Genomic DNA, 24,933 nt, shown 5'->3' with positions numbered 1-24,933 from the left:
GCTCCATCTCCTTATTGAATCGTATATCCACCATCAAGGACGTTTGCTTGTCCCGTGATGCCTTTTGCTTTGCGGCTCGCAAGGAACAACGCATAATCCGCGATTTCTTCGACTGCGAGCAGACGTTTTTGCGGAACGAGCGGATAGATGACTTCTTCAAGTACCTTCTCAAGCTCGACGTGTCGCGTTTTCGCTAAGTCTTCCATTTGATTACGAACGAGTGGTGTATCAACGTAACCCGGACAAATCGCGTTGACGGTGATCCCGTGTTCTGCTCCTTCAAGGGCTGCGACTTTCGTTAGACCGAGCAACCCATGTTTCGCTGAGTTATATGCTGCTTTACCGGCAAAGCCGATCAAACCGTTGATCGATGCCATATTGAGAATGCGTCCGTAGCCTTGATCCTTCATGATCGGAAAAGCATGTTTGATGGCGATGAACGGTGCCGTCAACATGATCTTAATCATCAATTCGAACTTCTCCGTCGGAAACTCCTCAATCGGTGAGACGTGCTGGAGACCAGCGTTGTTGATTAAGACATCGAGTCGACCGAACTGTTCGACCGTTTGCTTCAAGACCGCTTCGACCTGTGCTTCATCGGTGACGTTTAACGTCATCCCGACTGCTTCATGACCGGCCGTGCGAATTGATGCCGCTGCTTCCTCTGCTGCTTCAGCACGGACATCCGTCACGACGACTTTTGCGCCAGCTGCTGCGAACGCCTTCGAGATTTCAAGTCCAATTCCACTCCCTGCACCTGTAACGAGTACGATATCTCCTTGTACCATCAACTTCACTCCCCTACCGTCACGCGTTCGAGTTCCGGACTGACCGTGAACCGCGCTTCCGTGACTTGTTTGATGTCCTCGACCGTATGACCATTCAGTGTCTCGATCAAGACCATCCCGTCCGGTGTAAAATCAAAGACGGCTCGGTCCGTAATCAGACGATTGACGACAGCGCGTCCTGTCAACGGCAAAGTACACGCCTGTTTGACTTTCGATTCACCGTGTTTGTTGACATGTTCCATGATGATGACGACGCGTTTTGCTCCATTGACGAGATCCATCGCCCCGCCCATTCCTTTGACCATCTTGCCCGGAATCATCCAGTTCGCGAGATCACCGTTCTGATCGACTTCCATCCCACCTAGGATTGCGAGATCGATATGCCCGCCGCGAATCATCGCGAACGACTCAGCACTATCGAAGTAAGAAGCTCCTGATTGTGCCGTAACCGTCTCTTTTCCAGCATTGATCTCGTCCGCATCAACCTCATGATCGAGTGGATAAGGTCCGATCCCAAGCAGACCATTTTCGGATTGCAACATGACATGCATGTCGTCCGGAATCGCATTGGCAATCAATGTCGGAATCCCGATCCCGAGGTTGACGTACATCCCATCTTCAATTTCCTGAAGTGCGCGTTCAATGATGATCTCTCGTGTCGTTTTCATGTCAATCTCCTCCTCAAGCTTCCCGGACAGTTCGGCGTTCGATGCGTTTTTCATAATCCGTCCCGACGACGATGCGCTGGACGTAGACGGCAGGTGTATGAATTTCGTTTGGATCAAGTTCGCCGACTTCAACCAGTTCTTCGACTTCGACGATCGTTACTTTTCCGGCTGTCGCGACAATCGGGTTAAAGTTGCGTGACGTCTTTCGGAAGACGAGATTCCCGAGACGATCCGCCTTCCAGGCTTTGACGATCGCAAAATCACCAACGATTCCTTCTTCGAGCAGATATGTTTTTCCGTCGAACTCTTTTTGTTCTTTTCCTTCGGCAATCGGTGTCCCAACGCCAGTCGGTGTGTAGAAACCAGGAATGCCAGCACCACCAGCACGAATTCGTTCCGCAAGCGTACCTTGTGGGACGAGATCGACTTCAATCTCGCCACTGAGGTACTGTTGTTCAAACGTCTTATTTTCTCCGACATACGACGAAATCATCTTCTTGATTTGCCGTGTCTGCAAGAGCAAACCGAGTCCGAAGTCATCGACGCCACAGTTGTTACTGACGACCGTCAAATCTTTGACGCCCTTCTCTTGTAACGCCGTAATGGATTTTTCCGGGATTCCGCAGAGTCCGAAGCCCCCTACGACTAACGTCGCCCCGTCAAAGATGTCTGCTGTCGCTTCCGCGAATGATGCGTATACTTTCCCCTGTTTCATCTGATGATGCCCCCTTTGAAGTCTTTAATACAAACCAGTTAAGCTATACAATCCGATCATCAAGAAGACGGTTACTGTCTTGAGGATCGTAATCATGAAGATATCCTTATAGGACTGACGGTGTGTGAGTCCTGTGACCGCTAGCAACGTGATGACGGCACCGTTATGCGGTAACGTATCCATCCCACCGGACGCCATCGAGATGACGCGGTGCATGACTTCTGGCGGCACACCGCCTGACGTGATTGCCTGTGTATATTTATCAGACATCGCACTTAACGCAATCCCCATCCCACCAGATGCTGAACCAGTGACACCGGCAAGCGTCGTCGTCGTGACTGCTCCGTTGACGAGCGGATTCGTAAATGTTTCCGAGATCCCGCTTGAGACGGACTTGAATCCCGGAAGTGCGGCGATGACACCACCGAAGCCATACTCAGCACCGGTATTCATGACGGCTAAGAGTGCGCCGCCGATACTGACGTTTAGACCCGTTTGGAAGTTCGTCTTGATCTTCGGGAAGTCATACAGCATCGCTGCGAGAATTCCAATCAATAGCGCCATTTGGACGGACCAGATCGCAAGAACAGCTGGTGTCTCAATCTTTCCGAATGCTTCTAATCCAATCGCTGAAAAGTCGAACCCTTCTGGATACCATTTCGGAATCGACAAGGTGAAAACTTTGTTCATGACGGCAACGAGGACGAGTGGGACGAAAGCAAGGATTTGACGATAGACCGGTTGACGATCCGTCTCAAGTGTCATTTCTGGTTCATTTTTCAATTCCATCTGTGGTGCGGCACTCGCAGCTGTCGCTTCGAATCCAGCGTATCCTTCACCCTCTTGATGGGCTTTTTTCTTGCGTGACTCGAGATACCACATCCCGACGACTAAGATGAACAAGCCACCGACCGTCCCCATGATCGGTGCAGCGTAGATATCTGTTTTGAAGAACGTCGTTGGAATGACGTTTTGAATCTGCGGTGTTCCTGGCAACGCGTCCATCGTGAATGTAAATGCACCAAGGGCAATCGTTCCTGGAATGAGACGTTTCGGGATATTCGCTTCGCGGAACAGGTTTGCCGCGAACGGATAAACAGCAAACACGACAACGAACAGGCTGACGCCGCTATATGTAAGAATGGCGCCAAGCAAGACGATAGCGAGGATGGCGCGTTTTGCACCAATCATGCGGATGATCGTCTTCGCGATTGATTCCGCGATACCGGACATCTCGACGACTTTCCCGAAAATTGCTCCTAGAAGGAAGACCGGGAAGTATGCTTTGATGAACCCGACCATCTTTTCCATGAAGATATTCGAGAAGAAGGGTAACACCCAATCCGGGTTCGTTAGTAAGACGGCGAACAAGGCACAGATTGGTGCAAATAGGATGACCGAAAAACCACGATAGGCAACAAACATCAATAAGGATAAGGCAAGAAGAATGATGACGAGTTCCATAAGTAGATCTCCTTCAAATTTAGTAAGCGTTTTCATTTCGCTTCTTCATCATTTAACAACGCAGTGTCGAGAAGGTCAATTACATTTCGTAAAACCATAAGTACAGCTTATAGAAATCATAATTTCACATTATAGACACAATTGGATCAGATAGATTATTTTTTCAAGTAACAGGAGTTAGTCCTTTTATGGCGTATGTCTTTTAAGTAACGTACTTTTATTTGAAAGGATGAACAGTTCATGAAAAGCATCCTTTTTGACGTCTTGCATAACGTGACGCTATTAATGGCTGGTTTCTACCTGCTCGGAAAATTATCACCGCTCCCGATCACCCGTGACTCCCCACGGCTGACCCGCGTGTTGTATGGCCTTGCCTTAAGTGTCATCTCATTACTACTCATGCAGATGACGATCGAAGCAGCGCCTGGCGTCATAGTCGATTTGCGCCATATTCCGGTCGTCGTCGCTGCCTACTTTGGTGGTGCCATCCCGACAACGATCGTGACGATCGCAATCATCATCTATCGCTTCAGTTTGGGAACGAATCTAGCAGCCTTCACCGCATTCGGTTTCATCGTCGCCGTTGCTCTCGGAACGAGTCTGATCGTTCGCGAGATGCCACCCTATGCAAAACGAACATTCACACTCGTGACGATATACGCGACGGCTTTACACGCTCTTGTCTTATGGATCGTCTTACCGAAACAGATTCTTCTACTTGAAGTGATGACAGTCGTCATTCCTGCATCGTTCGTAAGTAGTTGGCTCGCCCTGCTGATCATCCGCGATATTCGGTTGACCAAACAATCATTACGGATGCTTCGTCAGAAAGCGCAACTTGACTTTTTGACGGGATTAAATAATTCACGCGCCTTTAATGAATACTTCACGGATGTCAAACAGCGATTGATCCTGAACAAACAGTCGGTCGTGTTGTTGACGATTGACATTGATCATTTTAAACAGGTCAACGATACGTATGGACATGAGGCGGGCGACGAGGTGCTACGGCAGTTCGCCAATCGACTGCGCGATGGAGTGGCAGAAAGCGGGTATTTATCCCGTAACGGCGGTGAGGAGTTTTCAGTCCTGTTTGAGGGCGTGCCACTCGCTGAAGTGATTCCTTTAGCAGAACAATTGCGTGAACGGATCGCTTCCAGCCCGTTTCGATTGGCTTCGATCGATTTGCCACTTACGGCATCGTTTGGTTTAGCGGCTTTTGATGAAACGACATCTCAAATCGACCAGCTCCTTCCGGATGCGGATGCTGCCCTCTATCAGGCGAAGCAACAAGGTCGGAACCAAGTCGTCCTGTTTTCTCCTAATGCAGAATCTGCCGTCAGCTTTCAAGAATAACGATGGACGTCACCTCTGAAATCCGCTACCTTTAAAGAAGAGGTAGGTGATTGGCATGAAGTTAGCAAAAGGTCCCTATATCCTGATCGGCCTCATATTAGGTCTCTTGTTCGGATTCATTGGTGACAACTTCTATTTGTATGTATCAGCAGGTATTCTTGTCGGAGCACTGCTCGAATTATATGTTGCATACGAACAACGCAAAAAAAATAAAAAATCATGATGGAGGTACCAGCATGACATTCAGTGATTTATTCCTCTCGACTCTTTCGTATATCGGTGTCGCAACCGTACTCCTTGCCATCGGTGTCGTCCTGTTCGAGGTGACGACGAAATCAAAGGAGCTTGAATTAATTCGTAACGGGAAGAAAGCGGCCGTCTACGCCTTCGGTGGACGAATTCTTGGTCTCGCCATCGTCCTGTATTCGAGTATTTCGAACTCTGTCAGCATTCTCGATATGGTGTTATGGGGCGCACTCGCGATCGTCTTACAAATCGTTTTATTCTATCTCGCGGATTTACTAATCCCACGCTTAAGCATGACGAAAGAGATTGATGCGAACAACGAAGCAGTCGGCTTGTTGCTTCTCTTCTTATCGATTTCGATCGGTTTGATCATTGCAGGATCGCTTACATATTAAAAGGCACGAAAACAGCCCTGGATCATTAGGATCTAGGGCTGTTTAGATTGTATATCATTTAATCCATATTATAGATTCTAGCTTTATAAGGTCGTAATCTAACTGTATCATTCGAAACGTTCAAATTTATCCATCCTAAACCCCATCAATATTAGTTCCAAACTGAAGTAATTTCTTTTTCAAACATGACGGCCTCTCCTTCTTGAGAACGATCGACCTCATCTTTTATATATTGTGCAGGTGTAACGACCTCATTCCAAGCACTCTTCAGATAGTTTGCTTGATCGACGTTCATCGATTCCTTACCGTGCATATTGCTCGCAACATATTCAAGCGCCTCAATATAAGCAGTATAGTTCTTCGCTACTTTTTGTAAGGATTTTGATTCTGGATCATTCAACTTGAATTGGAAAGATTTTTCGATGTGGTACATCGCATCAATCTTCGACCTCAGTTCATTCATGGTCACATTCTTTGTAATGGAATCACCCGTCGAATAAGGTGCAAAGTTAGCCATATTTCGCATCGATCTATCGATGTAGTCTTTTCGATTGACTGAATTGACGGTCTTAGCATCCATCAACTCCTCATGCTCTTTATCTATATAAGGTGTTGTATAAGGGATGTATCCTGCTTGATACGAATACAAGCTTCCCCCGATTAATACAATGACTGTCGAATAGAAATATAAATATCGTTTTTTCAAAATACCCTCTCCTTAATGCTATGGAATTTTATGTACCTTACATCCTTCTATTAAGATCTGTAAAAAATGTTCGGGGGCAGTAGACTCCTCATAACATCATTCATTTCTTTCAAATTGCTACTTTTTCAATCTTTCATCGACTTTTGATCCACGATAAGAAATTTAGAAACCATTACAAAAATTGGATACGTTAATACAATGGTGATTAAAATGAAGCCTAAACCAGGGCTTGGCATGTCTCCTTCATTCGTGACTGGAATAATCCCACTTATGAAATAGGTGAATAAAACAAAGTAGACGAACCAGGAAAGACAGATGATTCGTTCAAACGACTTATGTAGAGTGGACTTGAAGGTGATCCGTCTAATTAAAAAAGGAATACTGATTAGAGTGATGCATCCAATCATGATATTCAGAGTCCAAAACATACTTGAAGACATATCAGTAAGTCTCATGATTCGATTGATATTTAGCATGCATTGTAATGGAATGAATAAAGCGACGGCATATAAAAAGCTCGATATGTTGATGTTTAAAAATGTTTTCATTCAATGAATCTCCTCTCGAAAAAGGCATAACTTGTATGAACACACTGCATAAATTCTAATTTTGATGACTTAGGAAAATATCTCGAATTAAGAAATATGATCTATACATTTTTCCAATCAAATACGAAAGTCAAACTTAATTCAAGTGAAAAGCATCAATTATTATGTGAAACTCTCCTACCAATCATTTTTATAATCCGTTCTGAATGACATACATAATGAGTAGGCCAAAGAGCGTCCCAACAATTGCTAACAGTACTTTTTTCATCATTTCTTACCCCCATCGATTTTTGTATTCTGTGCTGTAGTGACTATTAATCTTTTAATGTTCTCTTTCGATAGATCATGAAGACTAAAGCACTAGATAATATACCAGCAATCAAAATAACGATTAGATTAATGGATAGCGAAGAGAAAGAGGCACCATTCTCAACCTTTTCAGCTAGCTCTAACAGTTGTAAGTTCGGCAAATAATCGACAATCGAAAGTAACGGATATTTATCAGAAACCTGCTGGAGCAACGTTCCGAATCCGAATAAAAACATGACAGGTAATACAGCGACAGAAGCTTCCATCACAGAGGAAGTCATCAATCCTAGAAGTGTCCCTAAGGCAAGGTAGAACAAGCAAGAGACGAGAAGTCCAATTATTATGATGAAAGGATGTGACGGAGCATAACCCGTAATGACGGCACTGATGACTATGGTGAAGAGTGTGATCAGTGCAGTCAATATACTTTTGCCACCTAGAATCTCTAGAGTGGAGGCAGGTGACAGCATCAAGCTTCGTAACGTGTTCTTCTCTTTCTCTTCTGCGATCAATGTGCATTGAACGAATGCTGCTACTGAAGAGAATGTCAAATTGATGACGGTGTAGTGAATTTCTAACGTCACTTCGCCAATATTCTTATAGACAATTGCCATCAAAATAGGTACTAACAGTGTCGTACCGACAAATACGTTTCTTGACACGTCTTTTACATCCTTCTGAAAAATGGCCATTGTACGATTGATTGAAAAGATCATCTGAGTTCACTCCCTGTTACTTTTACGAACACGTCCTCTAGAGTCGGTTCGTTAGAATGGATAGATACAACCTGATTAGTACGTAACATTTCATAGATATGGCAAGCATCTTTTTCATTCGATTCGAAAACGTGTTCTAGGCCGTCTAATGATTCGATTGTCAACGTCTGATCAGCAAAACGCTGTTTGATCGATTTTGGTGATCCTAACAACTGGATATGACCACGATTTAGGAAGGCGACACGATCGCAAAGGGTGTCCGCTTCTACCATATCGTGAGTCGTTAAGAAAATCGTCGCACCGTCTCGATTCATATCTTTAAGGGCAGAATAGATGGCTTGAGTGTTGACAGGATCTAACGCAGAAGTAGGTTCATCTAAGAATAAGATTTCGGGTTGATGTAAAAAAGTTCGAGCGAGTAGTACCCGTTGTTTCATCCCTTTCGACAGTAAGGCAACTTTCTTATTCTGCTCATCACCTAAATTGACTAACTCCAGTGCACGATGAATACGGTTTTCAGAGACAGAAAAAATTTTGCAAAATAACTTTAAATTGTCTTTTACCGTCAAGCGATCGTAGAGACCACTATTGTCTGTCATGATACCTACTTTCTGAAAGGTGTTCTTTTGTTTGAGTTTTTCAGAGGGAATTCCAAGTAAACTGGTTGAACCCGTGGATGGTTTCATTTGACCAGTCAATATTTTGATCATGGTAGTTTTACCAGAGCCACTGGGACCAAGTAGCCCGAAAATCTCTTTTTGCTTGATATAGAAACTTAAATCGTCAAGAGCCGTCTTATCTGAAAAGTGTTTCGTCAATGATTCAATTTCGATTACCTTTTCCATAGTATAGTTCTCCTCTCGTTTTCTAACCTTAGAATAGTAGAGAGCACTATACATCGCACTATTTTAACGATGAAAGGAGTTAATAAGCTTATGAAAAGAGTAATTAGCTTGCTAGAAGATCGTCATTTAATGCCGAGCATCTCTTTAAGAACGTGTATTTTATTCTTAGATAAAGGCACTTCGGTTCGATCGTCGAGAACCAGACTAAAACTGTTCCGTGTCCACGTGACAATCTCGCGTACTTTCTTCAGATTAACGAGATAGGAACGGTGACATCGGAAAAAATACCGGTCCTGAAGAGTCGTTTCATACTCATTCATTGTATATAGACCCGGTAACATCGTATCCGCCACATGAATTTGAACACTTCCCGATGCGCTCTCGAAAAATTTGACCTCATCTATATCCAGTAAAATAAGATTACGTTCAAGTTTGGCAACGACCTTATTCAGTTCGAGAGGCGAAAACGGAGTGGATTTTTCAAGTCCATTGATCTCTTCATCATTTTTTGAGATTGCGTTCTCTTCTTCCTCAATTTCTGTATTGATGCGTGTAAGCCCACTACTACTTAATACATAAGATTCTTCGGATAAAGTAATTGCACTCTCCGTACTTCCTGTCAGTATTAGAAGACACTTTTCTTCCTGGAGCAACAATTCGATAACTTTGAATAGAATGTTCTTGGTATATTGATCAATATTTTGATCCGGTTCATCGAAAACGACCACCGGTGTATCTTGTAAAATAAGAATTGCGAGTTGCAGACGTTTCTTTTGAGAACGATCTAGTTTGTTTGTTCTTTTCTTTGCTATCTCGCTTAATTGTGTAACTTCGAGTGTGTCTGAAATCGCTTTTGAGCTGTTATACAATTTTTTATAAAAAGCAAGATGATCTAAAATGGTTAATCTATCGTATGTATACGGTTGCTCATAATAGAAACTGATTGACGAGTGATATTGTACAGTATTTCCTGGGTGATGATTGTTTACTTGAACATGTTTATTTGCACTTTGGATACGACCTTCAAGTATCTTTATGAGTAGCTGACGATGGGTAATATTAGAACTAATCGCCAATGACTTTCCTGGAGAAATGGAAAACGTAACTTTTTCGAGTACTGTTGTTTTATCTTTCTGATCTATGTAATTAAGCTCATTAACAAATAAAGTCACTCTAGTTCCCCCTTTGGGATGAATTATCCCTTGAAATATACATAAACCTTATCATGTTTTTTTACAAAATGTAGGTTATAAAAGAAGAATAATGGAATAGTGAATTAAATATTGAATATTTTAGAAATGAATTTTTGAATAGTAGTCACATACGATTTTCTTATTAACGTTTTAATTCATAACTATAGCGCAGAAGACACAAAAACGGCTTAGGTCCGTTTAAATAACGAATTTAAGCCGTTTAAAAAATCATTAAGTTATTTAGTTTATCAATAAAGAAATATTTTATTGACATTCTTATTTTTCAAGCTCCTCTAGCTCCGTCCGCGAACGTGGGAAACCATTCGCTTGCCACTCCGACCGATAGATCGAATCCAGTTTCGTCAATCCGACCTCATCCGGGTCTTTCGCAGCATCTGGACTCGGATCCTGATCGAGATGCGCTAAATAGTCTCGTAACGCATCGGTCTGTGTGCTCTGTTCCCGCTTCCTGAACAACAGTAGACTCGCACCGGCAATGACACCTGCTCCGAATAAATACCGTTTTTTCAAGCCCATACGGTTTCCTTCTTTCTTCCCTTAAACCAACCCACCGCCGTCACGCAGTCGTGGATGCGCGATGCGTTTGACCTTTCCCTCTTCGACCGTCAGGACATGATCGGGCTGTCGCTCGAAGTAACCCGTATCGAGTACACCCGACCAGCTCTTCACTTCTTTTGCAAATACTCGGACGTCCGAGATGGCTGATACATCAACGTCCAAAATCACGTGACCTCCATCTGTAACGAAGGGACGATCGTCTTTCACGCGTAGCGTTGCTGAGACATGCTTATCACGTAACCGTTGTCGCACATACGGTAAGGCAAACGGATCCAGTTCGACAGGTAACGGTCCGCTTAAATGATGGACGAACTTCGAGGAATCTGTCAGATAGAGCAATTCCCGACTCATCAGTGCGACGATTTTCTCGCGAAATAGTGCACCGCCACCACCTTTGATCGTTTGAAATCGTCCGTCAATCTGATCGATCCCATCGATCGTCAAATCGATTTCCATTCCCTCTTCCAAGTCAATCAACGGAATGTGTAGCTGTTCCGCGAATCGTACCGTCGCAAGTGACGTTGCCACACCTTGAATCTGTAGTCCAGCATGCACAAGTGGACCGAGCGCTTCGATGAACCGTTCCGTCGTCGAACCTGTCCCAAGACCCACTATCATCCCATCTTTCACATAAGTTAGTGCTGCCTCAGCGACTAATTGTTTCTCCTGTTCATACATCCGCATCCCTCCCTACATTTCTGTTCCCGTTTCGATTCGTCTTCAATCGACGGAGAGAGAGGATTCCGTTAACGTCAGGTACTGCTCAATTGCCTGGACGAGCGGTTGCTGAGCTTCCATCCAAAACGCGACAGATGTCGGATCAGCATCGAGATGACGGTTAACGATCTCATCGATCGTCGCTTGACCGGAATCATGCATGACCGCTTCAAAGACTGCTGAAAATTGACTCGGATCCGCTTGAACCGTCTGATACAGACTATTGCTGAGCAGATAACCGATCGTGTATGGAATGTTGTAGAACGCAAGATTCGGATTAAACAGATGACTGATGTACATCCATTTATAGCGCGCCGGTTCAGGCAATACCGGACCATAGGCTAACCGTTCTTCCTCTTGCAGGAGTTCACTTAACCGTTCGGCACTGACCGTCCCTTGCTGACGTTCCGCATAAAAACGTTGCTCGAAACGGAACATTCCGGGAACGATGCTGGCATATTTCAGCCCTTCCCGGATCTTGACCTCTAGGAGAGCGAGCACTTCCTCCCGCTCCGCCGTCTCTTTGATGGCAGCATCGAGGACGAGATTCTCCATGAACGTCGAAGCCGCCTCCGCGATGCTCGTTCCTTTGACTTGATTTAAATACGGTTCGTCTTGCAGTAAATAATTATGATAGGCATGACCGAATTCATGAGCGAGCGTTGCGACGTCCGGATAACTATCACGGTACGTCATAAAGATCCGGCTCTCTTTGGCAATCGGAAAGGCAGCACAGAATCCGCCCTCTGCTTTTCCAGGACGATTCTCTGCATCGACCCATCCCTCACTAAACACGTTTTCCGCAAAGGCGCCGAGCTGCGGATTCAATCGTTTGAATTGTGTCGTGACGATTGTCTCTGCCATCTCAAACGGAACGAGACGCGCGGAGCGATAGGTGTTCGTCTCAAAATCATGCCATTCTCCGTCATCCGCTCCGCCTGGGCAATCTTCCGAGCGTAATAAGCGTGAAAGAGGTCGCGGTGTTGATCAAGTGCTTCCATCATCGCTTTTAGGCTCGCTTCCGAGATCCGGTTCTGCTCAAGCAACTCAGTCAACGGTTGCTCCCAGTTCCGCATCTTGTAAGATTGCAATCTGAAGCCGGCAATCCGGTTCAGAATTGTCGCAAACAGGTCAGCTTCTTGTGCACAAGCGGTGTCAACTGCTGTCGCTGCCGCTAAACGAGCCGAACGGTCAGGTGCGAACATCGCTTCGTGCAGCCCTTGACCGATCGTGACCTGCTTTTTGTCCAAGTCGACGCGCAATGCCATGAAACGCTGTTTGTAGAGCTGCCCCCAGCCTTGGAACCCGTCCACACCGAGATCTTGCAACAATTGTTCTTGAACCAGTGGTGCACGACGCGACTGGATGTCACGGCGTTCGTTCAAGAAAAAGGCGTATGGTGAACTAGTGACGAGCGCCTCCCACTCTTCTTGTGACAGTGCGGCGATCTTCGTATCGAGTGCTGCTGCCTCACTGCGCACCATCGCTTGTACGATTTCGATTTCCTCGAGCAATGAATGGACTTCTGAGCGCGTGACATCTTCTGCATATAAGCAATAAATGAAGTCACTCCATTCTTCGACGTCGCGCGCGACTTGCTGATAACGCTCGACCTGTTCTGCCACATTAGCCGGACGTTTCGTCAACGCGGCTTGTATCGTAGCAATTCCTGCTTTAACGTCGTTAATCGTGTAGAGTTTTTCTAATTGCCATCGTGTGTGTTTCATGCTTTTCCTCCTATGCGTGATCTATTCGTTCTTTCATTCGTGAGGACACTCGACTTCTCCTGTATTTTCCATCAGACACAAAAAAAACTCCTTCAGCCATTGACTGAAGGAGGACATCCTCATAAAACGAAGAAGTAGACACATAGAAAGTGTGCTAGGCTACCCAGTAGTACGAAGATATGGAAGATTTCATGGAATCCAAGATGTTTGAACGATAAGATACGTGGCTTCAGCCCATAAATGATGCCACCAATCGTGTAGAAGATACCACCAAGGAACAATAATCCGATGCCGAGCGGTGATAAAACTTGCGCAAGTGGTGTGATCGCAAATACCATGATCCAGCCCATTCCGATGTAGAGCGTCGTTGATAACCAACGTGGACTGTTGAACCAAACCAATTTAAAGGTGATTCCAGAGACTGCAATCAACATGACGATGCTGAACAAGACCCAACCAGTCGGACCGTTCAGACTGACGAGACAAAATGGTGCGTAAGACCCGGCAATCAACAGATAAATCATCGAATGATCCAACCGACGCCAGATCGCGATTGCCCGGTCGCTCGCAAGGACCATATGGTAGGTCGCTGAGACGGCATAGAGCGCCATCATACTGACACCAAAAATAATCGCTGCGACGATCGCAAGTGATGCCCCCCGTTCTAACGATGCCTTGATGACAAGTGCCAGTAACCCGACAAAAGCAAAGACAGCCCCTCCAAGATGCGTTAATCCATTAATCGGTTCTCTCATATAAGCTTTCACTTTCGTTCCTCCCCTGATATGTAGTTTCGAATACTACATGGCGTTATATACGTATTCTATCATATGATGGAGAAGTAGAAAGTCCTATTTTAGCGATTTTGGAGGTTTTTTTATGACACATTCTGATGACACGAGACACGATCGTCAATTACGGCTCGAAGATATCCCGAATATCGATCTCTATATGGATCAAGTCATTCAACTGTTCGAGCGGACATTCGAGGAAACGACGCGAAGTGCAGACGAGACGATTTTGACGAAGACGATGATCAACAATTATGCCAAAAAGAAATTATTCTTTCCGGTCACGAATAAAAAGTATACGAAGGAACACTTGATTCTGATTAGCTTGATTTATCAATTGAAAAGTTCGTTTTCGATCAATGATATCAAAACGATTCTTGCGCCCTTGAACGCAGGGATCGAACAGGATCAACTCGATCTTGAAGGGTTTTATCGTAATTACCTCGAACTGACGGAACGAAATACAGCCCGCTTCGTAACGGAACAAGACGCTCTGACCGCTTCGACGACCGATCCACTGGAGCAGATTCTCGCTATGGCTCATATGAGTAACTTGTACCGGCGCGCAGCAGAACAATTGATTGACACCCAACTGAAAAAATAAGAGAACGCTTTCACTGCGTGATACACTAGAAGAAAAGGCAGAGGAGGAACAGTCATGGAGATCGCGACGACTTTCTTGCGACAGCTTGATCACATCGGACCAGAATTCAGAACCTATCAGGATGGTATTCTGATCGAACTGGCATTCGACCGAACGATCGGAACGGAGCAGGTTTCCGCAAGTGTGTTGCTTGAGACAGCAGATGACTTGAAAATACGCTTGTATACACAAACCACCCAGGCATTATTACTTGCTTCGAAGATTCATGCCTTTGACGCCCACACACCGAGTCGGATTGCTGAGATGATGTCGATTCATGGCTATTTTAAATCGCATCGCTTGTCGCATCCCTTGAATGCCTACTCTACTGCCCTGTTCATCAGCCGTCTTACTCCACAGGACGCGGTACTTGAACGAACGGTACAATTATACACACGCCTCAAAAAACAACATCGGTTCATCGTGTCACCGCTATTGATCTCTTTCGTCTATTTTCACGCTACGACACGCGGTGAGTTAGACGAACTCGCCTCGCGTATCGAAACGGTCTATCAACGACTCAAACGACGGTTCGGACGCGCTCAACAGACGTATGTCGTGGCCTTGATATTCGCTTTATTGCCTGAAGACGATTGGGATCGCTATATCGCACAAGTGGAGGCATCCCGTAAGATACATCGTAAACACCATGTTCCGCTGTCGTTCCACGGCATGCTTGCGTTACTCGGTGATCCAAACGTTCACGCTTCGTCACTCGAACGGATGGCAGAGGCGTTACGCTCCGATTTACATTTTAAATACCGGAAGGACTTAGTCTATTTGACAGCAATCCGATTGTATTTAAGTCAACAAACGATCCTGCAACAACTCTTCCCATCTTCGATTCTCCCACCGGACGGCGCCGACGCGATTCCGTTCTTACTCTTCCCTGTTGATTTGACCGACACGTCCCATGCGACGGACGGCGGGATCGACGGAGGATTTGATGGTGGTGGTGACGGCGGGGGCGAGTAATCATTCAAGAACAATACAGCAAAAAGGGCAATCGACGCGTGGCATTACTGCCGAACGTCGATTGCCCTTATTTTTAGTCATTCTTTATCTTGCTGGTCTTCATCAGAAGGCTGGACATCGCCATCTTCATCAGAAGCGTGTGATAAATCGGGTGCTTCTTCACTCGAAGCATCGTCATCTGATCGTTCTGTTTTCTCAGCATCTTGTTCTTGCTCTTGATGCTTTGATTCTTTTTCCTCTTTTGAAGATTCCGGTACATCCGTATGGTCTTGCGGATCACGTCCGGCAATCTCATCCTTCGTCATGCGGTTCCCTGAAGTAATCGGATCCGTCTCTTTATCGTGTTGATTCGCCATTTGGCATCCCCCTTAAAATGTACTTGTTCCACATTTTAAAGTATTCCCGACTGAAGAACGATTAAACCTCGGCGTGCCCGCGAACGATGTCCTCGATGAGTAATTGTTCAATTGGCTGAGGGTGATGTACTTCATAGCCTTGCACATAAAGGTCCTCATCCAGCAGTTGAATCTGTTGGAGTTGAGACGCGGTCTCAACCTCTTGAATCACGAGCGCGATGTTCAGCACAGACGTCAACGAATGAACAGACCGAATCATCGAGCGCTCCAACTGATTTTGGACGAGGCGACGCGTAAAGATTGGATCAAGTTTGACCGCTTGAACAGGTAAACGCAATAACGAATTGAGTGATGCGTAATGACTTCCAAAATGATCGACGGTCAAACGATAGCCTGCTTGACGCAATTGTTCCAACCGGTTGATCGCAAAACGGCGACGTGTCTGCAGTACTTCTTCCCGAATTTCAAGAATGAGTCGTTCATTCGGGAAGTATGACTCCTCTGTCAGTCGGAGCAACTCGGAAAATAGTTGATCTGACTCGAACTGATTCGCCGACAGATTGACGGCGACGGAAATCTTACGACCAAACGTTTCTTCTAAACGACGTTGATCCAAGATTGCCTGACAGATCGTAAAGCGACCGATGTCCGGGAAAATTTCCATCTTCTCGGCAATCGGAATGAAATCCGTCGGACTGACGAAGCCAAGCACTGGGTGGTTCCAACGTAAAAGCGCTTCAACCGCGACATAATGTTTTTGTTTCGCATCGACGATCCATTGGTAATAAAGTTCGAACTGCCCTCGTTCAAGTGCATGCGACAACTCTGATTCAAGGACCGATGCAAATGGATGTTGCTCCGCATTTCGGTTCGGATTAACGAACGAGGTCCGTCGTTTCCCATCGTGTTTGACCTGTTGCATCAGCGCTTCTGCTGCGTAAATTTGTGTTTGACGGCTTGCCATGTCACCGGTCAGGAGACTGACGCCAGACGAAGCCGTCACGTGAATCGGTTCATCTGCGACACCAACGATCGGTTGCTCAATCGCTTCCGTGACGATACGGGCATATTCTTCTGCATGTTGCTCGAACTCCAGATCCTGTTCGATTGCTGCTAGGACAACGAATTCATTCCCGTCCATCCGCCCGACGACATGGTTCGGTAAAGGAACATACTTTAACCGGCTCGCGATTTCACGCAGTACTTCATTCCCTGCCCGGTATCCGTGCGCTGCATTGATTGCATGAAAACGGTCCAGGTTCAACACCATCATGAAAGCGGGATGAATCGTCATACTCGAAATCAATCGATTCATATACCGTTCGTTGTAGACGTCTGTCAGTGCATCTTTGATGACATAGGTTTCGACGTTGATTGATTTACTGATAATATCCGCGTATCGTTCAACGAGCGCAACATCCTGTTCCTTGAAGTCAAATGGCTGATCGTCAAAGGCACATAACGTTCCGATTTTCTCGTTCTCCGCGTTTTTGATCGCCACCCCTAAAAAGCTACCGTTTCCAAGTGCTTTCGTGACCGGATGATTAACCGTCAATGGATCATTGAGCAATTCATTGATCGAGACCTTCCCATCCGTCTCATCGACGACCAGCTTACAGAGGACATGTTGGAAGACATGGGTCGAGCCTTCTTCGATCAACTGACGGTCTTGGTTGATTGCTTTAACGACAAAATTGCTGTAAGAATCGTTTAATGCAAAAAATAATGTATTGACGCCGATTTGTTCACTCAGTTTTTCAAGAATTTCTTCGACGAGTGGATGCAAAGCTTCATAACGAATGTGTGAGTTATTATTCACCGTGTCTTCCTCCTTTCTGGTTCTGTCGTGGTCATACGTCAACTGGAAGTTGAATGATGAAGGTACTACCTTTTCCTTCCGTCGATTGAACGGAAATCGCTCCTCCATGATCGAGCACGATCATTCGGCAAATCGCGAGCCCTAAGCCGGTTCCGCCGATTTTACGTGTATCCGAATTATCCGCTCTATAAAACTTATCAAAAATGTAAGGTAGGGCTTTCTCTGGTATACCGAGCCCTTCGTCCGAAATCTCAATCCGTAATTGATCCGATTGGTTTGACCCTTTGATCCGGATTGCGCCGCCCTCAGGCGAATATTTTATCGCATTCATGATTAGGTTCGTAAACAGTTGCTTCATCTTCTCACTGCTGGCTGATACCGTATAGTCTCCTGATTCGAACTGAACACTGATTCGGTGTGCCTGACTCGCAAGATCAAACATCGGCTTCATCTCGAATATCAACTGTTTCAAATCAAGCGGTTCTTTTTGCGTGCCGTGCGTCGAATCTTCCCCTTTTTGAATTTCCAGGATATCATTGATCAATTCCGCTAATCGAACGGTTTCCGAATGAATCGTCTGCAAATACCGCTTTTGGCGCTTCGGATCGACTTCTCGTTTCATCAGTAACTCCGTAAAGCCCATGATGGAAGAGAGCGGTGTCCGCAACTCATGCGATACGATCGAGACGAACTCTGCCTGTTTAAGATCGAGTTCCTTGTCTTTCGTCACGTCGCGTAAGACGAGCATCATTCCCCATTCAACGTTCGCGATCGCAATCCGTTCAGCGTAGGCACTGAGTAATAAGTTCCCACGAAACGCCGAGAGTTCGATTGTTTCTCCCGGAATATCCCCGTTCATTAGTTGACCGATATAGTCATGAAGTGCGTCCGGCTGATCGACATGTTCAAACAGCGACGTCGCCCGTTCATACGCATGACGGAATCCTTGCGCTTGATTGACGAGCTTCGGGGGAAACATGTTCAACAAGGCTTGGTTTGCATAAATCTGTTCTCCGCTACTCTCGATATATAGGACAGCTTCCCGAATCGAGTCCAGTAGCTGATACGTCTTGATTTTTTCATGCTCCATCTGATGGAACAACAGATGGCGCTCAAGCGTCATCCCGAGTTTTCGTGATAGATCAAGTAAGTCCCCGACTTGCTCTAGATTGAACTGAGCGAAGGCATGACGAACATAAAGCAATCCGACGACTTGTCCGTTGCTTGGAGACTGGACCGGGATTGCCGACTCGAACTGCTCACTGATTGGCAACTGAACCGATTTACGCATGACGAACGCCCGACGTAAGACCGAATATTGATCGAGATCTTTTTCGATCAGCTCCATCTCGTCGATGCCTTGCGCGACGAAATGATTCAATTGTTCACGACGGTACAAGAGGATGGCACCTTCTTTTACATCGAGCAGTTGCAACAGAATCGTCAGGACGGTCTCACAGGCCGCTTCGACATTTTGTGTCGCTAGCGCTTCCATGATTTCATTACGTTGCTTCAATTTCAGTTCGACTTCCCGTAAATTCTGTTGTAACCGATTGATTTCACGTTGATCGAGTGAAGTGAGTCGTGCCTCAGCTGATGCCGGAACCGTTCCTTGGCGCAATCGGTAAGGACGGTCCTTCGAGTGGTCGCGTAAAATTCGTTTCAACGTGCATCCTCCTTTCTGAATTCATTCCTGTTTCAAATTATAGCATGGTCCTTGCTGTATCAACAGTTCAAGTACATTCTTACTTATATGATGGTGTGCACTAATGCACGAAATGCTTCTTCAAATGCCCGATCCGCATCACGTGTCCGTTTTTTCGGTCCTTTCGTCCGTCCACCGGCTCGTCGGATTTGTTGTCCGACATGCCGTGTATGAAGTAATAAATCAATATTATCGTTCGTGAACTCACGACCGTTTTGGTCCATTGCGAGTCCTCCTCGCGCTAAGACGAGTGCTGCTAAACCGTAGTCTTGGGTCACGACGAGATCGCCACGTTTCATCCGATTGACGATTGCGTAATCGACAGCATCTGGACCTTGTCCGACCGTAATCGTCGTCGCCCCCTCCCGCATCATCTGGTGTGCTGTATCACAAACTAAAAAGACGTCACGTCCCTGTCGGTGTCGAACGACGAGATCGACAACGGGACATCCGTCCGCATCTACGAAAATAGACATCTGCATCCTCCCTTGTTGGTTCCACTATCAGTGTCACAAACCAAAAGATTTCTTGTCAAGTCGCGTTTCCCATTTGACCGTTTCTTCGTTCTTTCGGACAATGGAAAAGAGAGGATGTGTTGAAATGAACGCTGCTACGTTCCAATCTTTTTACCTGTTATTGAAAAAAACGAAACCCCCGGTCGGATTATTATCCGCCGCTGTTTCCGTCTCCGTCATCCAAGCACTGGCTGCCCTCGCCATTCCTTGGTTCTTAAAGACGTTGATTGACGGTTTTACAGTCGATCGACTGACTCCGCAGCTGATCAGTTTGTTCGTGATCGTCTTTGTCGTCCAAGTCGTCGCGAATGCTTTATCGATCTATTGGTTACAGATCGTCGGTCAACGAATCGTCGCTAATTTACGGACACTCCTATGGAAACACCTGTTGACCTTATCGATTCCGTTCTATGATGAGACGAAATCTGGTGAGCTTGTCTCCCGACTCAACAGTGACGCTACGACACTCCAGCAATTGCTGTCGGAGCAACTCGTCCGCCTGCTGACATCACTCGTTTCGATCATCGGAGCGATCACGATTCTGTTCTTCCTCGACTGGCAGATGACACTCGTCATGGTCATCGCTGTACCCGTGACGCTACTAATCATCATCCCGCTCGTGCGGAAGTTGCATAAGATATCTCGTGAGACTCAGAAGGAACTCGCGGGATTATCCGGTTTTTTTGCCGAGATGCTCGGTGAAGTCCGACTCGTCAAATCGCAAGCGACTGAATCCTATGAGCTCGACCGTGGGAAAACTCGCATTGAGAATCTTTATGGCTATGGCGTCAAGGAAGGACGAATCCAATCCCTTTTGTTGCCAATCTTTAACGTCACCTTGACGACGATGTTGATCTTGATCATCGGCTTTGGTGCCTACCGCGTCGCGACGAACCAGATCACAGCAGGTGAACTCGTCGCCTTCTCACTCTATTTGTTCCAAATCATGACGCCACTCGTGACGATGACTGAATTCATCACGAAGTTACAGAAGGCTCGCGGGGCGACAGAGCGAATCATCGAGCTTCTCGATGAGACACCGGAAGCACCTGGAGCGCTTGTTGCGCCGCGTCCGTTTACGGACGTCACGGTCGATCACCTATCATTCGGATACAATGAGACGCCCATCCTACAGGATGTCAGCTTTACGTTACCACGCGGCAAGACGACAGCGATCGTCGGTCCGAGTGGATCCGGGAAGACGACATTATTCGCGATACTGGAGCGATTCTATCAACCGACATCCGGACAGATTCGACTCGGAGATCAATCCATCGCTAATTTAACGCTATCGTCTTGGCGCCAAGCGATCGGTTATGTCGCCCAAGACTCCCCTGTTTTATCGGGAACGATCCGTGACAATCTCGTCTATGGTCTTGCGGAAGACGTCAGTGAAGACAAAATTCGTGAGGCTGCACGGATGGCGAATGCCGATACGTTCATTGAACGTTTTCCAGAGGGGTACGCAACTGAAATCGGGGAACGAGGTGTCAAGTTGTCTGGTGGTCAACGCCAACGGATTGCGATCGCACGTGCACTCCTCCGAGATCCGGAAATTCTATTGCTGGATGAAGCCACGTCAAGCCTCGACTCCGAGTCCGAGCGGGTCGTTCAGGAAGCACTCGAGCGATTGATGGTCGGACGGACGACGTTCGTCATCGCTCATCGTCTCGCGACAGTTCGTCATGCCGATCAAATTATCGTTCTTGAAGATGGTCGGATTTCCGGCATCGGGACACATGATCGTCTTGTCGTCGACAATCCATTGTATAATAAGCTCGTAACGCAACAATTCATCGGCACGGAACGTGCAAGGGGGAATCATGTATGAAGACAGTCGGTTTCATCGGATTAGGTGTCATGGGACAAGGCATGGTCCGCAATCTGCGCAAGGCAGGTTTTACAGTCAAAGGATACAATCGTACGAAAGAAAAAGGACTTGTCCTTGAAGCAGATGGTGTCGAAATCGTCGATACGATTCAAGACGTTGTCACGGATGTCGACGTCGTCATCTCAATCGTCGGTTATCCGCAAGACGTCGAGCAAATCTACTTCGAAGACGGAGTCCTCGACTATGCGTCACCCGGAACGATCCTGGTCGATATGACGACATCTAGTCCAGCTCTTGCAGAACGCATCGCGCAGGAAGCGGCAACACGCGGTCTTCAGGCACTGGACGCACCTGTCACAGGTGGTGACCTCGGTGCGAAGAACGGGACACTCGCTATTCTCGTCGGTGGTGAAGAAGCAGCGTTCGCGCTAGCGAAGCCATTATTCGAAGCGATGGGAAAATCGATTTCACTCTTCGGTGGTCCTGGTAAAGGACAATCAGCAAAACTCGCGAACCAAATCGCAATCGCCGGCTCAATGATCGGAACAGCGGAGATGCTGTTGTTCGTCACGCGGTCCGGGATTGATCCGACGCAGTTCATCGAGACGATCAAATCTGGTTCTGCCGGTAGCTGGAGTCTTGAGAACTTAATTCCACGCGTCATCGCTGAAAACTACTCACCTGGTTTCTTCGTCAAACACTTCATCAAGGATATGCGGCTTGCTCTCGAACGCGGCGCTGAGATGGGCATCGCGACACCTGGTCTCGCACTGACGAAGGATTTATATGAACAACTTGCTGAGCTGGGTCACGCCGATTCCGGTACACAAGCGCTTTATCTGTTGCTCGCTGAACGTTCACGCGCTTCGGTAGAATGAGCAAAAAGCCTGTACATTACGTCAGTCGACGTAGCGTACAGGCTTTTTTGGTTCATCCCTCGACGGATGATTGACGTGTTGGTTTCAAGCGTTCATAGAAGTGTGCCATCGTCGTATCGAAATACGGCGTCAAGAAGATGACACCCACAGTACTAAGTAGTGCAAGGATACCCCAGCCGATGAAACTCAAGTAAAGCATGATCAATTCACGCTTATGCCCTTTCATCATCCGACGACTCTCACCGAGGACTTGCCAAAACGACAATTCTGGTCGGTCGACCAAAATGTACGGGACGAGGCGATACGCTAGATAAAAGTACAATGCCGGTAAAATCAAAAATGATCCGACATACACCAATACCGTCACGATTGCATACGCAGCAATCGTCCGGAAAGCACGTCGAAACGAAGAAAACCCTTCGAATAACGTTCCGATACCGGCAGACTCCCCGCGTGTGAAGCGTAAGTAAGCAATCGTTCGTCCAACCGTCACCGGAGCAAGCACGATCGTTACGACCATGTTCAGTCCGATGAAACGGACCATGCTGTCGATGTCATCTTGTTCAAAGGACATCCGGCTTGCTGCAAGCGCAAAGATAAGGAAGTAGATGATCGAGATGCTTAGCCCGACCAGCCAACGTCCTTTTAGTGTACCAAGGGCGTCTTGTTTTAATTGTTTAGGGTTCATGTCGTACTCCTTCATTTCCACTATTTCCATCTTTGATTCTAGCGTAGTCCCGTTGAAAAACCTAGTTATCCCGCTCTGCTTTTCAAACGCGTCACGGAATCGTCGAAAATCCGTCACGAACACATACAAAAAAATCCATTTCTCTCATCTCATAAGATTTGAAAAATGGATTCGTGCGGTATAGGATTAGCGCAGAAGTCGCGTCAATGCCTCAACACGTTCTTTTTGAATGATACCGTCTTGTAAGACAGCGGATCCCACATGTAGTTCCGATGCCTTCGTCGCCTCAAGAAGTGCTTCCGCATTCTCAAGCGTAATCCCGGAACCTGGTAAGATAATCAAGTCCGGATGGTCCTCGATCAAGCGCGCGATTGTCTCTTTTCCTTCTAACGCCGTCGCTTGACCACCCGACGTCAAGATCCGGTCGACTTCTGGAAAATCAGCGAGCACTTCTGCCGCTTCGAGAATATCGCGACTACTGTCGATTGCTCGGTGGAACGTCAATGACAGTTCCCCTTTATGTTTGATGATTCGACCAAGGAAGCCTTCGTCGACGCGACCATCTGCGGTCAATGAGCCGACGACGATCCCGGCAGCACCGAGTTCTCGGATCAAGTCGATATCCGTGATGATCGTTTCTTCGTCTGATTTCGAATAGACGAACGACTTACTATGTGGTCGAACGAGGACGTAAACTGGAATCTCGACCGTCGAGACGACTTGACGAATCAGTCCATAGCTCGGCGTCAACCCACCTTCGGATAATGCGGAAACGAGCTCGATCCGGTCCGCTCCGGCTTGTTCTGCTGCGACCGCTTCTTCTACGGTCGATGCGATGATTTCTAACATGATACATCCCTCCCGCATCAGTGTATCATGAGACGACCATCCAGTTCACGCGTTCGTTGAACAGTTTCATCTCCCACGATGGTGGATAGGAGGCTGGACTGAGGACGATCTTCGCACGTCGGAACTCTGCCACCTTATATTTACGATTGCCCTGGAATTCATCATTCGCCAAGAAGGCATAAACGTCTTTCGTACAACTGATGACGGCTTTTTGAATCAGCGAGGATTCAATATCATCGCTGACGAAGCCACGCTCGATTTCGGCACCGTCAAACGATAGAAAACAGGCATCAAAAGCGTAGGCATCGAGCGCCTGCAAGACTTCGACTCCGACCGTCTGCCCATAGGCATCGACCGTCCCACCAAGTAACCGAATTTCACCTTTGAACGGTCCCGTCTTGCGGCACTGCTCCAAGTGACTAGCGACCACTAGTGAGTTCGTGACGATCGTCGCGTTCCCCGTTAAATACGGCAACAGATGCTCGACCGGCTCGCCTCGACCAAGAAAGATACAGGAATAATCGCTGAGCCATCCTTTCGCATAACGCGCTAAACGGCGAGACAACTGATCCGTCCGACGCGAGATCGGTGTTTCTCGTTTTCCTCCTTGATAGATGGCACCGCCATAGACGCGCTTCAACTGCCGTTCCCGTTCGAGCTCCTCTAAGTAGCGTCGTACCGTTTCTCCCGAGACATCGAGACGTTCGATCAAATCCTTCGTCATGACTTTCCCTTCCTCTTCCAGCCATTCCATGATGCGTGATTTCCGCTCTTCTCCTAACAACGACACGTGCGCTTCCCCCTTCACAGACAAGTTCTAGTTCTAGTGTATCGAACATCTGTAAAGGTCTTGTAAATCCGATGTAAATAAACGTGTAGTTCCTATGAAATGTCGTTGAATTCGTCCGTTA

At 46.7% G+C, this 24,933-nt stretch carries 27 protein-coding genes; 7 read left to right on the top strand and 20 right to left on the bottom strand.

Annotated features, from left to right (window positions below):
* Positions 1–11: 11 nt before the first annotated feature.
* Genes ESP131_RS08410 through ESP131_RS08395 form a run of 4 tightly spaced genes read right to left on the bottom strand, consistent with a single transcriptional unit; the run spans position 12 to position 3,635 of the window.
* Positions 12–788 (bottom strand): 3-hydroxybutyrate dehydrogenase, encoded by a 777-nt coding sequence (locus tag ESP131_RS08410; RefSeq protein ID WP_047391263.1) that lies wholly within the window; start codon positions 786–788, stop codon positions 12–14.
* Between the two features lie 5 nt (positions 789–793).
* Positions 794–1,456: a 3-oxoacid CoA-transferase subunit B gene (locus tag ESP131_RS08405; RefSeq protein ID WP_029341304.1), complete on the bottom strand. Its 663-nt coding sequence runs from the start codon at positions 1,454–1,456 to the stop codon at positions 794–796.
* A 13-nt stretch (positions 1,457–1,469) separates the two neighbouring features.
* Positions 1,470–2,171, bottom strand: coding sequence for a CoA transferase subunit A (locus tag ESP131_RS08400; RefSeq protein ID WP_029341303.1), 702 nt, complete (start codon positions 2,169–2,171; stop codon positions 1,470–1,472).
* A 24-nt stretch (positions 2,172–2,195) separates the two neighbouring features.
* Positions 2,196–3,635: a GntP family permease gene (locus tag ESP131_RS08395; RefSeq protein WP_047391258.1), complete on the bottom strand. Its 1,440-nt coding sequence runs from the start codon at positions 3,633–3,635 to the stop codon at positions 2,196–2,198.
* Positions 3,636–3,875: 240 nt separating this feature from the next.
* Between ESP131_RS08395 and ESP131_RS08390 the strand changes: the two genes are divergently transcribed.
* From ESP131_RS08390 to ESP131_RS08385, 3 genes are read left to right on the top strand one after another with little or no spacing between them, the layout of a single operon-like run.
* Complete coding sequence (locus tag ESP131_RS08390) at positions 3,876–4,991, top strand: GGDEF domain-containing protein (protein WP_052169386.1); 1,116 nt, start codon at positions 3,876–3,878, stop codon at positions 4,989–4,991.
* 55 nt (positions 4,992–5,046) lie between these two features.
* A complete protein-coding gene (locus ESP131_RS16780) occupies positions 5,047–5,214 on the top strand; it encodes a hypothetical protein (protein ID WP_023467823.1) in 168 nt (55 codons plus the stop codon).
* A gap of 13 nt (positions 5,215–5,227) precedes the next feature.
* Positions 5,228–5,632: a DUF350 domain-containing protein gene (locus ESP131_RS08385; protein ID WP_023467822.1), complete on the top strand. Its 405-nt coding sequence runs from the start codon at positions 5,228–5,230 to the stop codon at positions 5,630–5,632.
* Between the two features lie 151 nt (positions 5,633–5,783).
* Here ESP131_RS08385 and ESP131_RS08380 read toward each other — a convergent pair whose 3' ends face one another.
* From ESP131_RS08380 to trhA, 9 genes are all read right to left on the bottom strand, one after another.
* Positions 5,784–6,338, bottom strand: coding sequence for a hypothetical protein (locus ESP131_RS08380; protein ID WP_029341300.1), 555 nt, complete (start codon positions 6,336–6,338; stop codon positions 5,784–5,786).
* Positions 6,339–7,200: 862 nt separating this feature from the next.
* Complete coding sequence (locus ESP131_RS08370; RefSeq protein ID WP_231925719.1) at positions 7,201–7,887, bottom strand: ABC transporter permease; 687 nt, start codon at positions 7,885–7,887, stop codon at positions 7,201–7,203.
* Between the two features lie 20 nt (positions 7,888–7,907).
* Positions 7,908–8,756, bottom strand: coding sequence for an ABC transporter ATP-binding protein (locus ESP131_RS08365; protein ID WP_029341297.1), 849 nt, complete (start codon positions 8,754–8,756; stop codon positions 7,908–7,910).
* A 122-nt stretch (positions 8,757–8,878) separates the two neighbouring features.
* Positions 8,879–9,928 (bottom strand): LytTR family transcriptional regulator DNA-binding domain-containing protein, encoded by a 1,050-nt coding sequence (locus ESP131_RS08360; protein WP_051656231.1) that lies wholly within the window; start codon positions 9,926–9,928, stop codon positions 8,879–8,881.
* A 297-nt stretch (positions 9,929–10,225) separates the two neighbouring features.
* On the bottom strand, positions 10,226–10,486 hold the full coding sequence (locus tag ESP131_RS08355; RefSeq protein WP_029341295.1) for a hypothetical protein: 261 nt from the start codon (positions 10,484–10,486) through the stop codon (positions 10,226–10,228).
* 21 nt (positions 10,487–10,507) lie between these two features.
* Positions 10,508–11,206 carry a ribose-5-phosphate isomerase RpiA gene (rpiA, locus tag ESP131_RS08350; RefSeq protein WP_029341294.1) on the bottom strand — a complete coding sequence of 233 codons (699 nt, stop codon included), beginning with the start codon at positions 11,204–11,206 and terminating at the stop codon, positions 10,508–10,510.
* A 42-nt stretch (positions 11,207–11,248) separates the two neighbouring features.
* Positions 11,249–12,109, bottom strand: coding sequence for a M3 family metallopeptidase (locus ESP131_RS08345; protein ID WP_069940406.1), 861 nt, complete (start codon positions 12,107–12,109; stop codon positions 11,249–11,251).
* Positions 12,070–12,972, bottom strand: a complete 903-nt coding sequence (locus ESP131_RS08340; protein WP_069940405.1) for a gluzincin family metallopeptidase — start codon at positions 12,970–12,972, stop codon at positions 12,070–12,072. The genes ESP131_RS08345 and ESP131_RS08340 overlap by 40 nt, the downstream gene beginning before the upstream one ends.
* A gap of 119 nt (positions 12,973–13,091) precedes the next feature.
* Positions 13,092–13,739, bottom strand: coding sequence for a PAQR family membrane homeostasis protein TrhA (gene trhA, locus ESP131_RS08335; protein ID WP_023467814.1), 648 nt, complete (start codon positions 13,737–13,739; stop codon positions 13,092–13,094).
* A 112-nt stretch (positions 13,740–13,851) separates the two neighbouring features.
* Here trhA and ESP131_RS08330 point away from each other — a divergent pair, with 112 nt between their 5' ends.
* Together ESP131_RS08330 and ESP131_RS08325 are read left to right on the top strand one after the other, a co-directional pair.
* Entirely contained in the window at positions 13,852–14,367 is a 516-nt protein-coding gene (locus tag ESP131_RS08330; protein ID WP_029341292.1) for a DUF1836 domain-containing protein, read from the top strand.
* Positions 14,368–14,421: 54 nt separating this feature from the next.
* Positions 14,422–15,381 carry a DUF4003 family protein gene (locus ESP131_RS08325; protein WP_029341291.1) on the top strand — a complete coding sequence of 320 codons (960 nt, stop codon included), beginning with the start codon at positions 14,422–14,424 and terminating at the stop codon, positions 15,379–15,381.
* Positions 15,382–15,458: 77 nt separating this feature from the next.
* Here ESP131_RS08325 and ESP131_RS08320 read toward each other — a convergent pair whose 3' ends face one another.
* The 4 genes from ESP131_RS08320 to ESP131_RS08305 form a co-directional block, all read right to left on the bottom strand.
* Positions 15,459–15,737: a hypothetical protein gene (locus ESP131_RS08320; protein WP_029341290.1), complete on the bottom strand. Its 279-nt coding sequence runs from the start codon at positions 15,735–15,737 to the stop codon at positions 15,459–15,461.
* Between the two features lie 61 nt (positions 15,738–15,798).
* On the bottom strand, positions 15,799–17,556 hold the full coding sequence (locus tag ESP131_RS08315; RefSeq protein WP_231925602.1) for an EAL domain-containing protein: 1,758 nt from the start codon (positions 17,554–17,556) through the stop codon (positions 15,799–15,801).
* A 31-nt stretch (positions 17,557–17,587) separates the two neighbouring features.
* Positions 17,588–19,222: an ATP-binding protein gene (locus ESP131_RS08310; RefSeq protein ID WP_231925601.1), complete on the bottom strand. Its 1,635-nt coding sequence runs from the start codon at positions 19,220–19,222 to the stop codon at positions 17,588–17,590.
* Between the two features lie 83 nt (positions 19,223–19,305).
* Entirely contained in the window at positions 19,306–19,737 is a 432-nt protein-coding gene (locus ESP131_RS08305) for a YaiI/YqxD family protein (protein WP_029341287.1), read from the bottom strand.
* 124 nt (positions 19,738–19,861) lie between these two features.
* On the opposite strand from ESP131_RS08305, the gene ESP131_RS08300 reads away from it, so the two are divergent.
* Complete coding sequence (locus tag ESP131_RS08300) at positions 19,862–21,607, top strand: ABC transporter ATP-binding protein (protein WP_083254776.1); 1,746 nt, start codon at positions 19,862–19,864, stop codon at positions 21,605–21,607.
* A complete protein-coding gene (locus ESP131_RS08295; protein ID WP_047391245.1) occupies positions 21,604–22,485 on the top strand; it encodes an NAD(P)-dependent oxidoreductase in 882 nt (293 codons plus the stop codon). The genes ESP131_RS08300 and ESP131_RS08295 overlap by 4 nt, the downstream gene beginning before the upstream one ends.
* 52 nt (positions 22,486–22,537) lie before the next feature.
* Here ESP131_RS08295 and ESP131_RS08290 read toward each other — a convergent pair whose 3' ends face one another.
* The 3 genes from ESP131_RS08290 to ESP131_RS08280 form a co-directional block, all read right to left on the bottom strand.
* Positions 22,538–23,173, bottom strand: coding sequence for a DUF975 family protein (locus tag ESP131_RS08290; protein ID WP_047391242.1), 636 nt, complete (start codon positions 23,171–23,173; stop codon positions 22,538–22,540).
* A 186-nt stretch (positions 23,174–23,359) separates the two neighbouring features.
* Positions 23,360–24,022, bottom strand: a complete 663-nt coding sequence (locus tag ESP131_RS08285; protein WP_047391237.1) for a copper homeostasis protein CutC — start codon at positions 24,020–24,022, stop codon at positions 23,360–23,362.
* Positions 24,023–24,047: 25 nt separating this feature from the next.
* Positions 24,048–24,812: a DeoR/GlpR family DNA-binding transcription regulator gene (locus tag ESP131_RS08280; protein WP_047391234.1), complete on the bottom strand. Its 765-nt coding sequence runs from the start codon at positions 24,810–24,812 to the stop codon at positions 24,048–24,050.
* Positions 24,813–24,933 lie beyond the last annotated feature (121 nt).

The organism is Exiguobacterium sp. U13-1 (assembly GCF_001750115.1).
Classification (GTDB): domain Bacteria; phylum Bacillota; class Bacilli; order Exiguobacteriales; family Exiguobacteriaceae; genus Exiguobacterium_A; species Exiguobacterium_A acetylicum.
This window is presented reverse-complemented; position numbering and strand designations above follow the sequence as displayed.

What these genes read in the sequence shown, in the direction of transcription:
- ESP131_RS08410 (WP_047391263.1), bottom strand. Translation starts at nt 788, where the DNA reads ATGGTACAAGGAGATATCGTACTCGTTACAGGTGCAGGGAGTGGAATT.
- ESP131_RS08405 (WP_029341304.1), bottom strand. Translation starts at nt 1,456, where the DNA reads ATGAAAACGACACGAGAGATCATCATTGAACGCGCACTTCAGGAAATT.
- ESP131_RS08400 (WP_029341303.1), bottom strand. Translation starts at nt 2,171, where the DNA reads ATGAAACAGGGGAAAGTATACGCATCATTCGCGGAAGCGACAGCAGAC.
- ESP131_RS08395 (WP_047391258.1), bottom strand. Translation starts at nt 3,635, where the DNA reads ATGGAACTCGTCATCATTCTTCTTGCCTTATCCTTATTGATGTTTGTT.
- ESP131_RS08390 (WP_052169386.1), top strand. Translation starts at nt 3,876, where the DNA reads ATGAAAAGCATCCTTTTTGACGTCTTGCATAACGTGACGCTATTAATG.
- ESP131_RS16780 (WP_023467823.1), top strand. Translation starts at nt 5,047, where the DNA reads ATGAAGTTAGCAAAAGGTCCCTATATCCTGATCGGCCTCATATTAGGT.
- ESP131_RS08385 (WP_023467822.1), top strand. Translation starts at nt 5,228, where the DNA reads ATGACATTCAGTGATTTATTCCTCTCGACTCTTTCGTATATCGGTGTC.
- ESP131_RS08370 (WP_231925719.1), bottom strand. Translation starts at nt 7,887, where the DNA reads ATGGCCATTTTTCAGAAGGATGTAAAAGACGTGTCAAGAAACGTATTT.
- ESP131_RS08365 (WP_029341297.1), bottom strand. Translation starts at nt 8,756, where the DNA reads ATGGAAAAGGTAATCGAAATTGAATCATTGACGAAACACTTTTCAGAT.
- ESP131_RS08355 (WP_029341295.1), bottom strand. Translation starts at nt 10,486, where the DNA reads ATGGGCTTGAAAAAACGGTATTTATTCGGAGCAGGTGTCATTGCCGGT.
- rpiA (WP_029341294.1), bottom strand. Translation starts at nt 11,206, where the DNA reads ATGTATGAACAGGAGAAACAATTAGTCGCTGAGGCAGCACTAACTTAT.
- ESP131_RS08345 (WP_069940406.1), bottom strand. Translation starts at nt 12,109, where the DNA reads ATGGCAGAGACAATCGTCACGACACAATTCAAACGATTGAATCCGCAG.
- ESP131_RS08340 (WP_069940405.1), bottom strand. Translation starts at nt 12,972, where the DNA reads ATGAAACACACACGATGGCAATTAGAAAAACTCTACACGATTAACGAC.
- ESP131_RS08330 (WP_029341292.1), top strand. Translation starts at nt 13,852, where the DNA reads ATGACACATTCTGATGACACGAGACACGATCGTCAATTACGGCTCGAA.
- ESP131_RS08325 (WP_029341291.1), top strand. Translation starts at nt 14,422, where the DNA reads ATGGAGATCGCGACGACTTTCTTGCGACAGCTTGATCACATCGGACCA.
- ESP131_RS08320 (WP_029341290.1), bottom strand. Translation starts at nt 15,737, where the DNA reads ATGGCGAATCAACACGATAAAGAGACGGATCCGATTACTTCAGGGAAC.
- ESP131_RS08305 (WP_029341287.1), bottom strand. Translation starts at nt 19,737, where the DNA reads ATGTCTATTTTCGTAGATGCGGACGGATGTCCCGTTGTCGATCTCGTC.
- ESP131_RS08300 (WP_083254776.1), top strand. Translation starts at nt 19,862, where the DNA reads ATGAACGCTGCTACGTTCCAATCTTTTTACCTGTTATTGAAAAAAACG.
- ESP131_RS08295 (WP_047391245.1), top strand. Translation starts at nt 21,604, where the DNA reads ATGAAGACAGTCGGTTTCATCGGATTAGGTGTCATGGGACAAGGCATG.
- ESP131_RS08290 (WP_047391242.1), bottom strand. Translation starts at nt 23,173, where the DNA reads ATGAACCCTAAACAATTAAAACAAGACGCCCTTGGTACACTAAAAGGA.
- ESP131_RS08285 (WP_047391237.1), bottom strand. Translation starts at nt 24,022, where the DNA reads ATGTTAGAAATCATCGCATCGACCGTAGAAGAAGCGGTCGCAGCAGAA.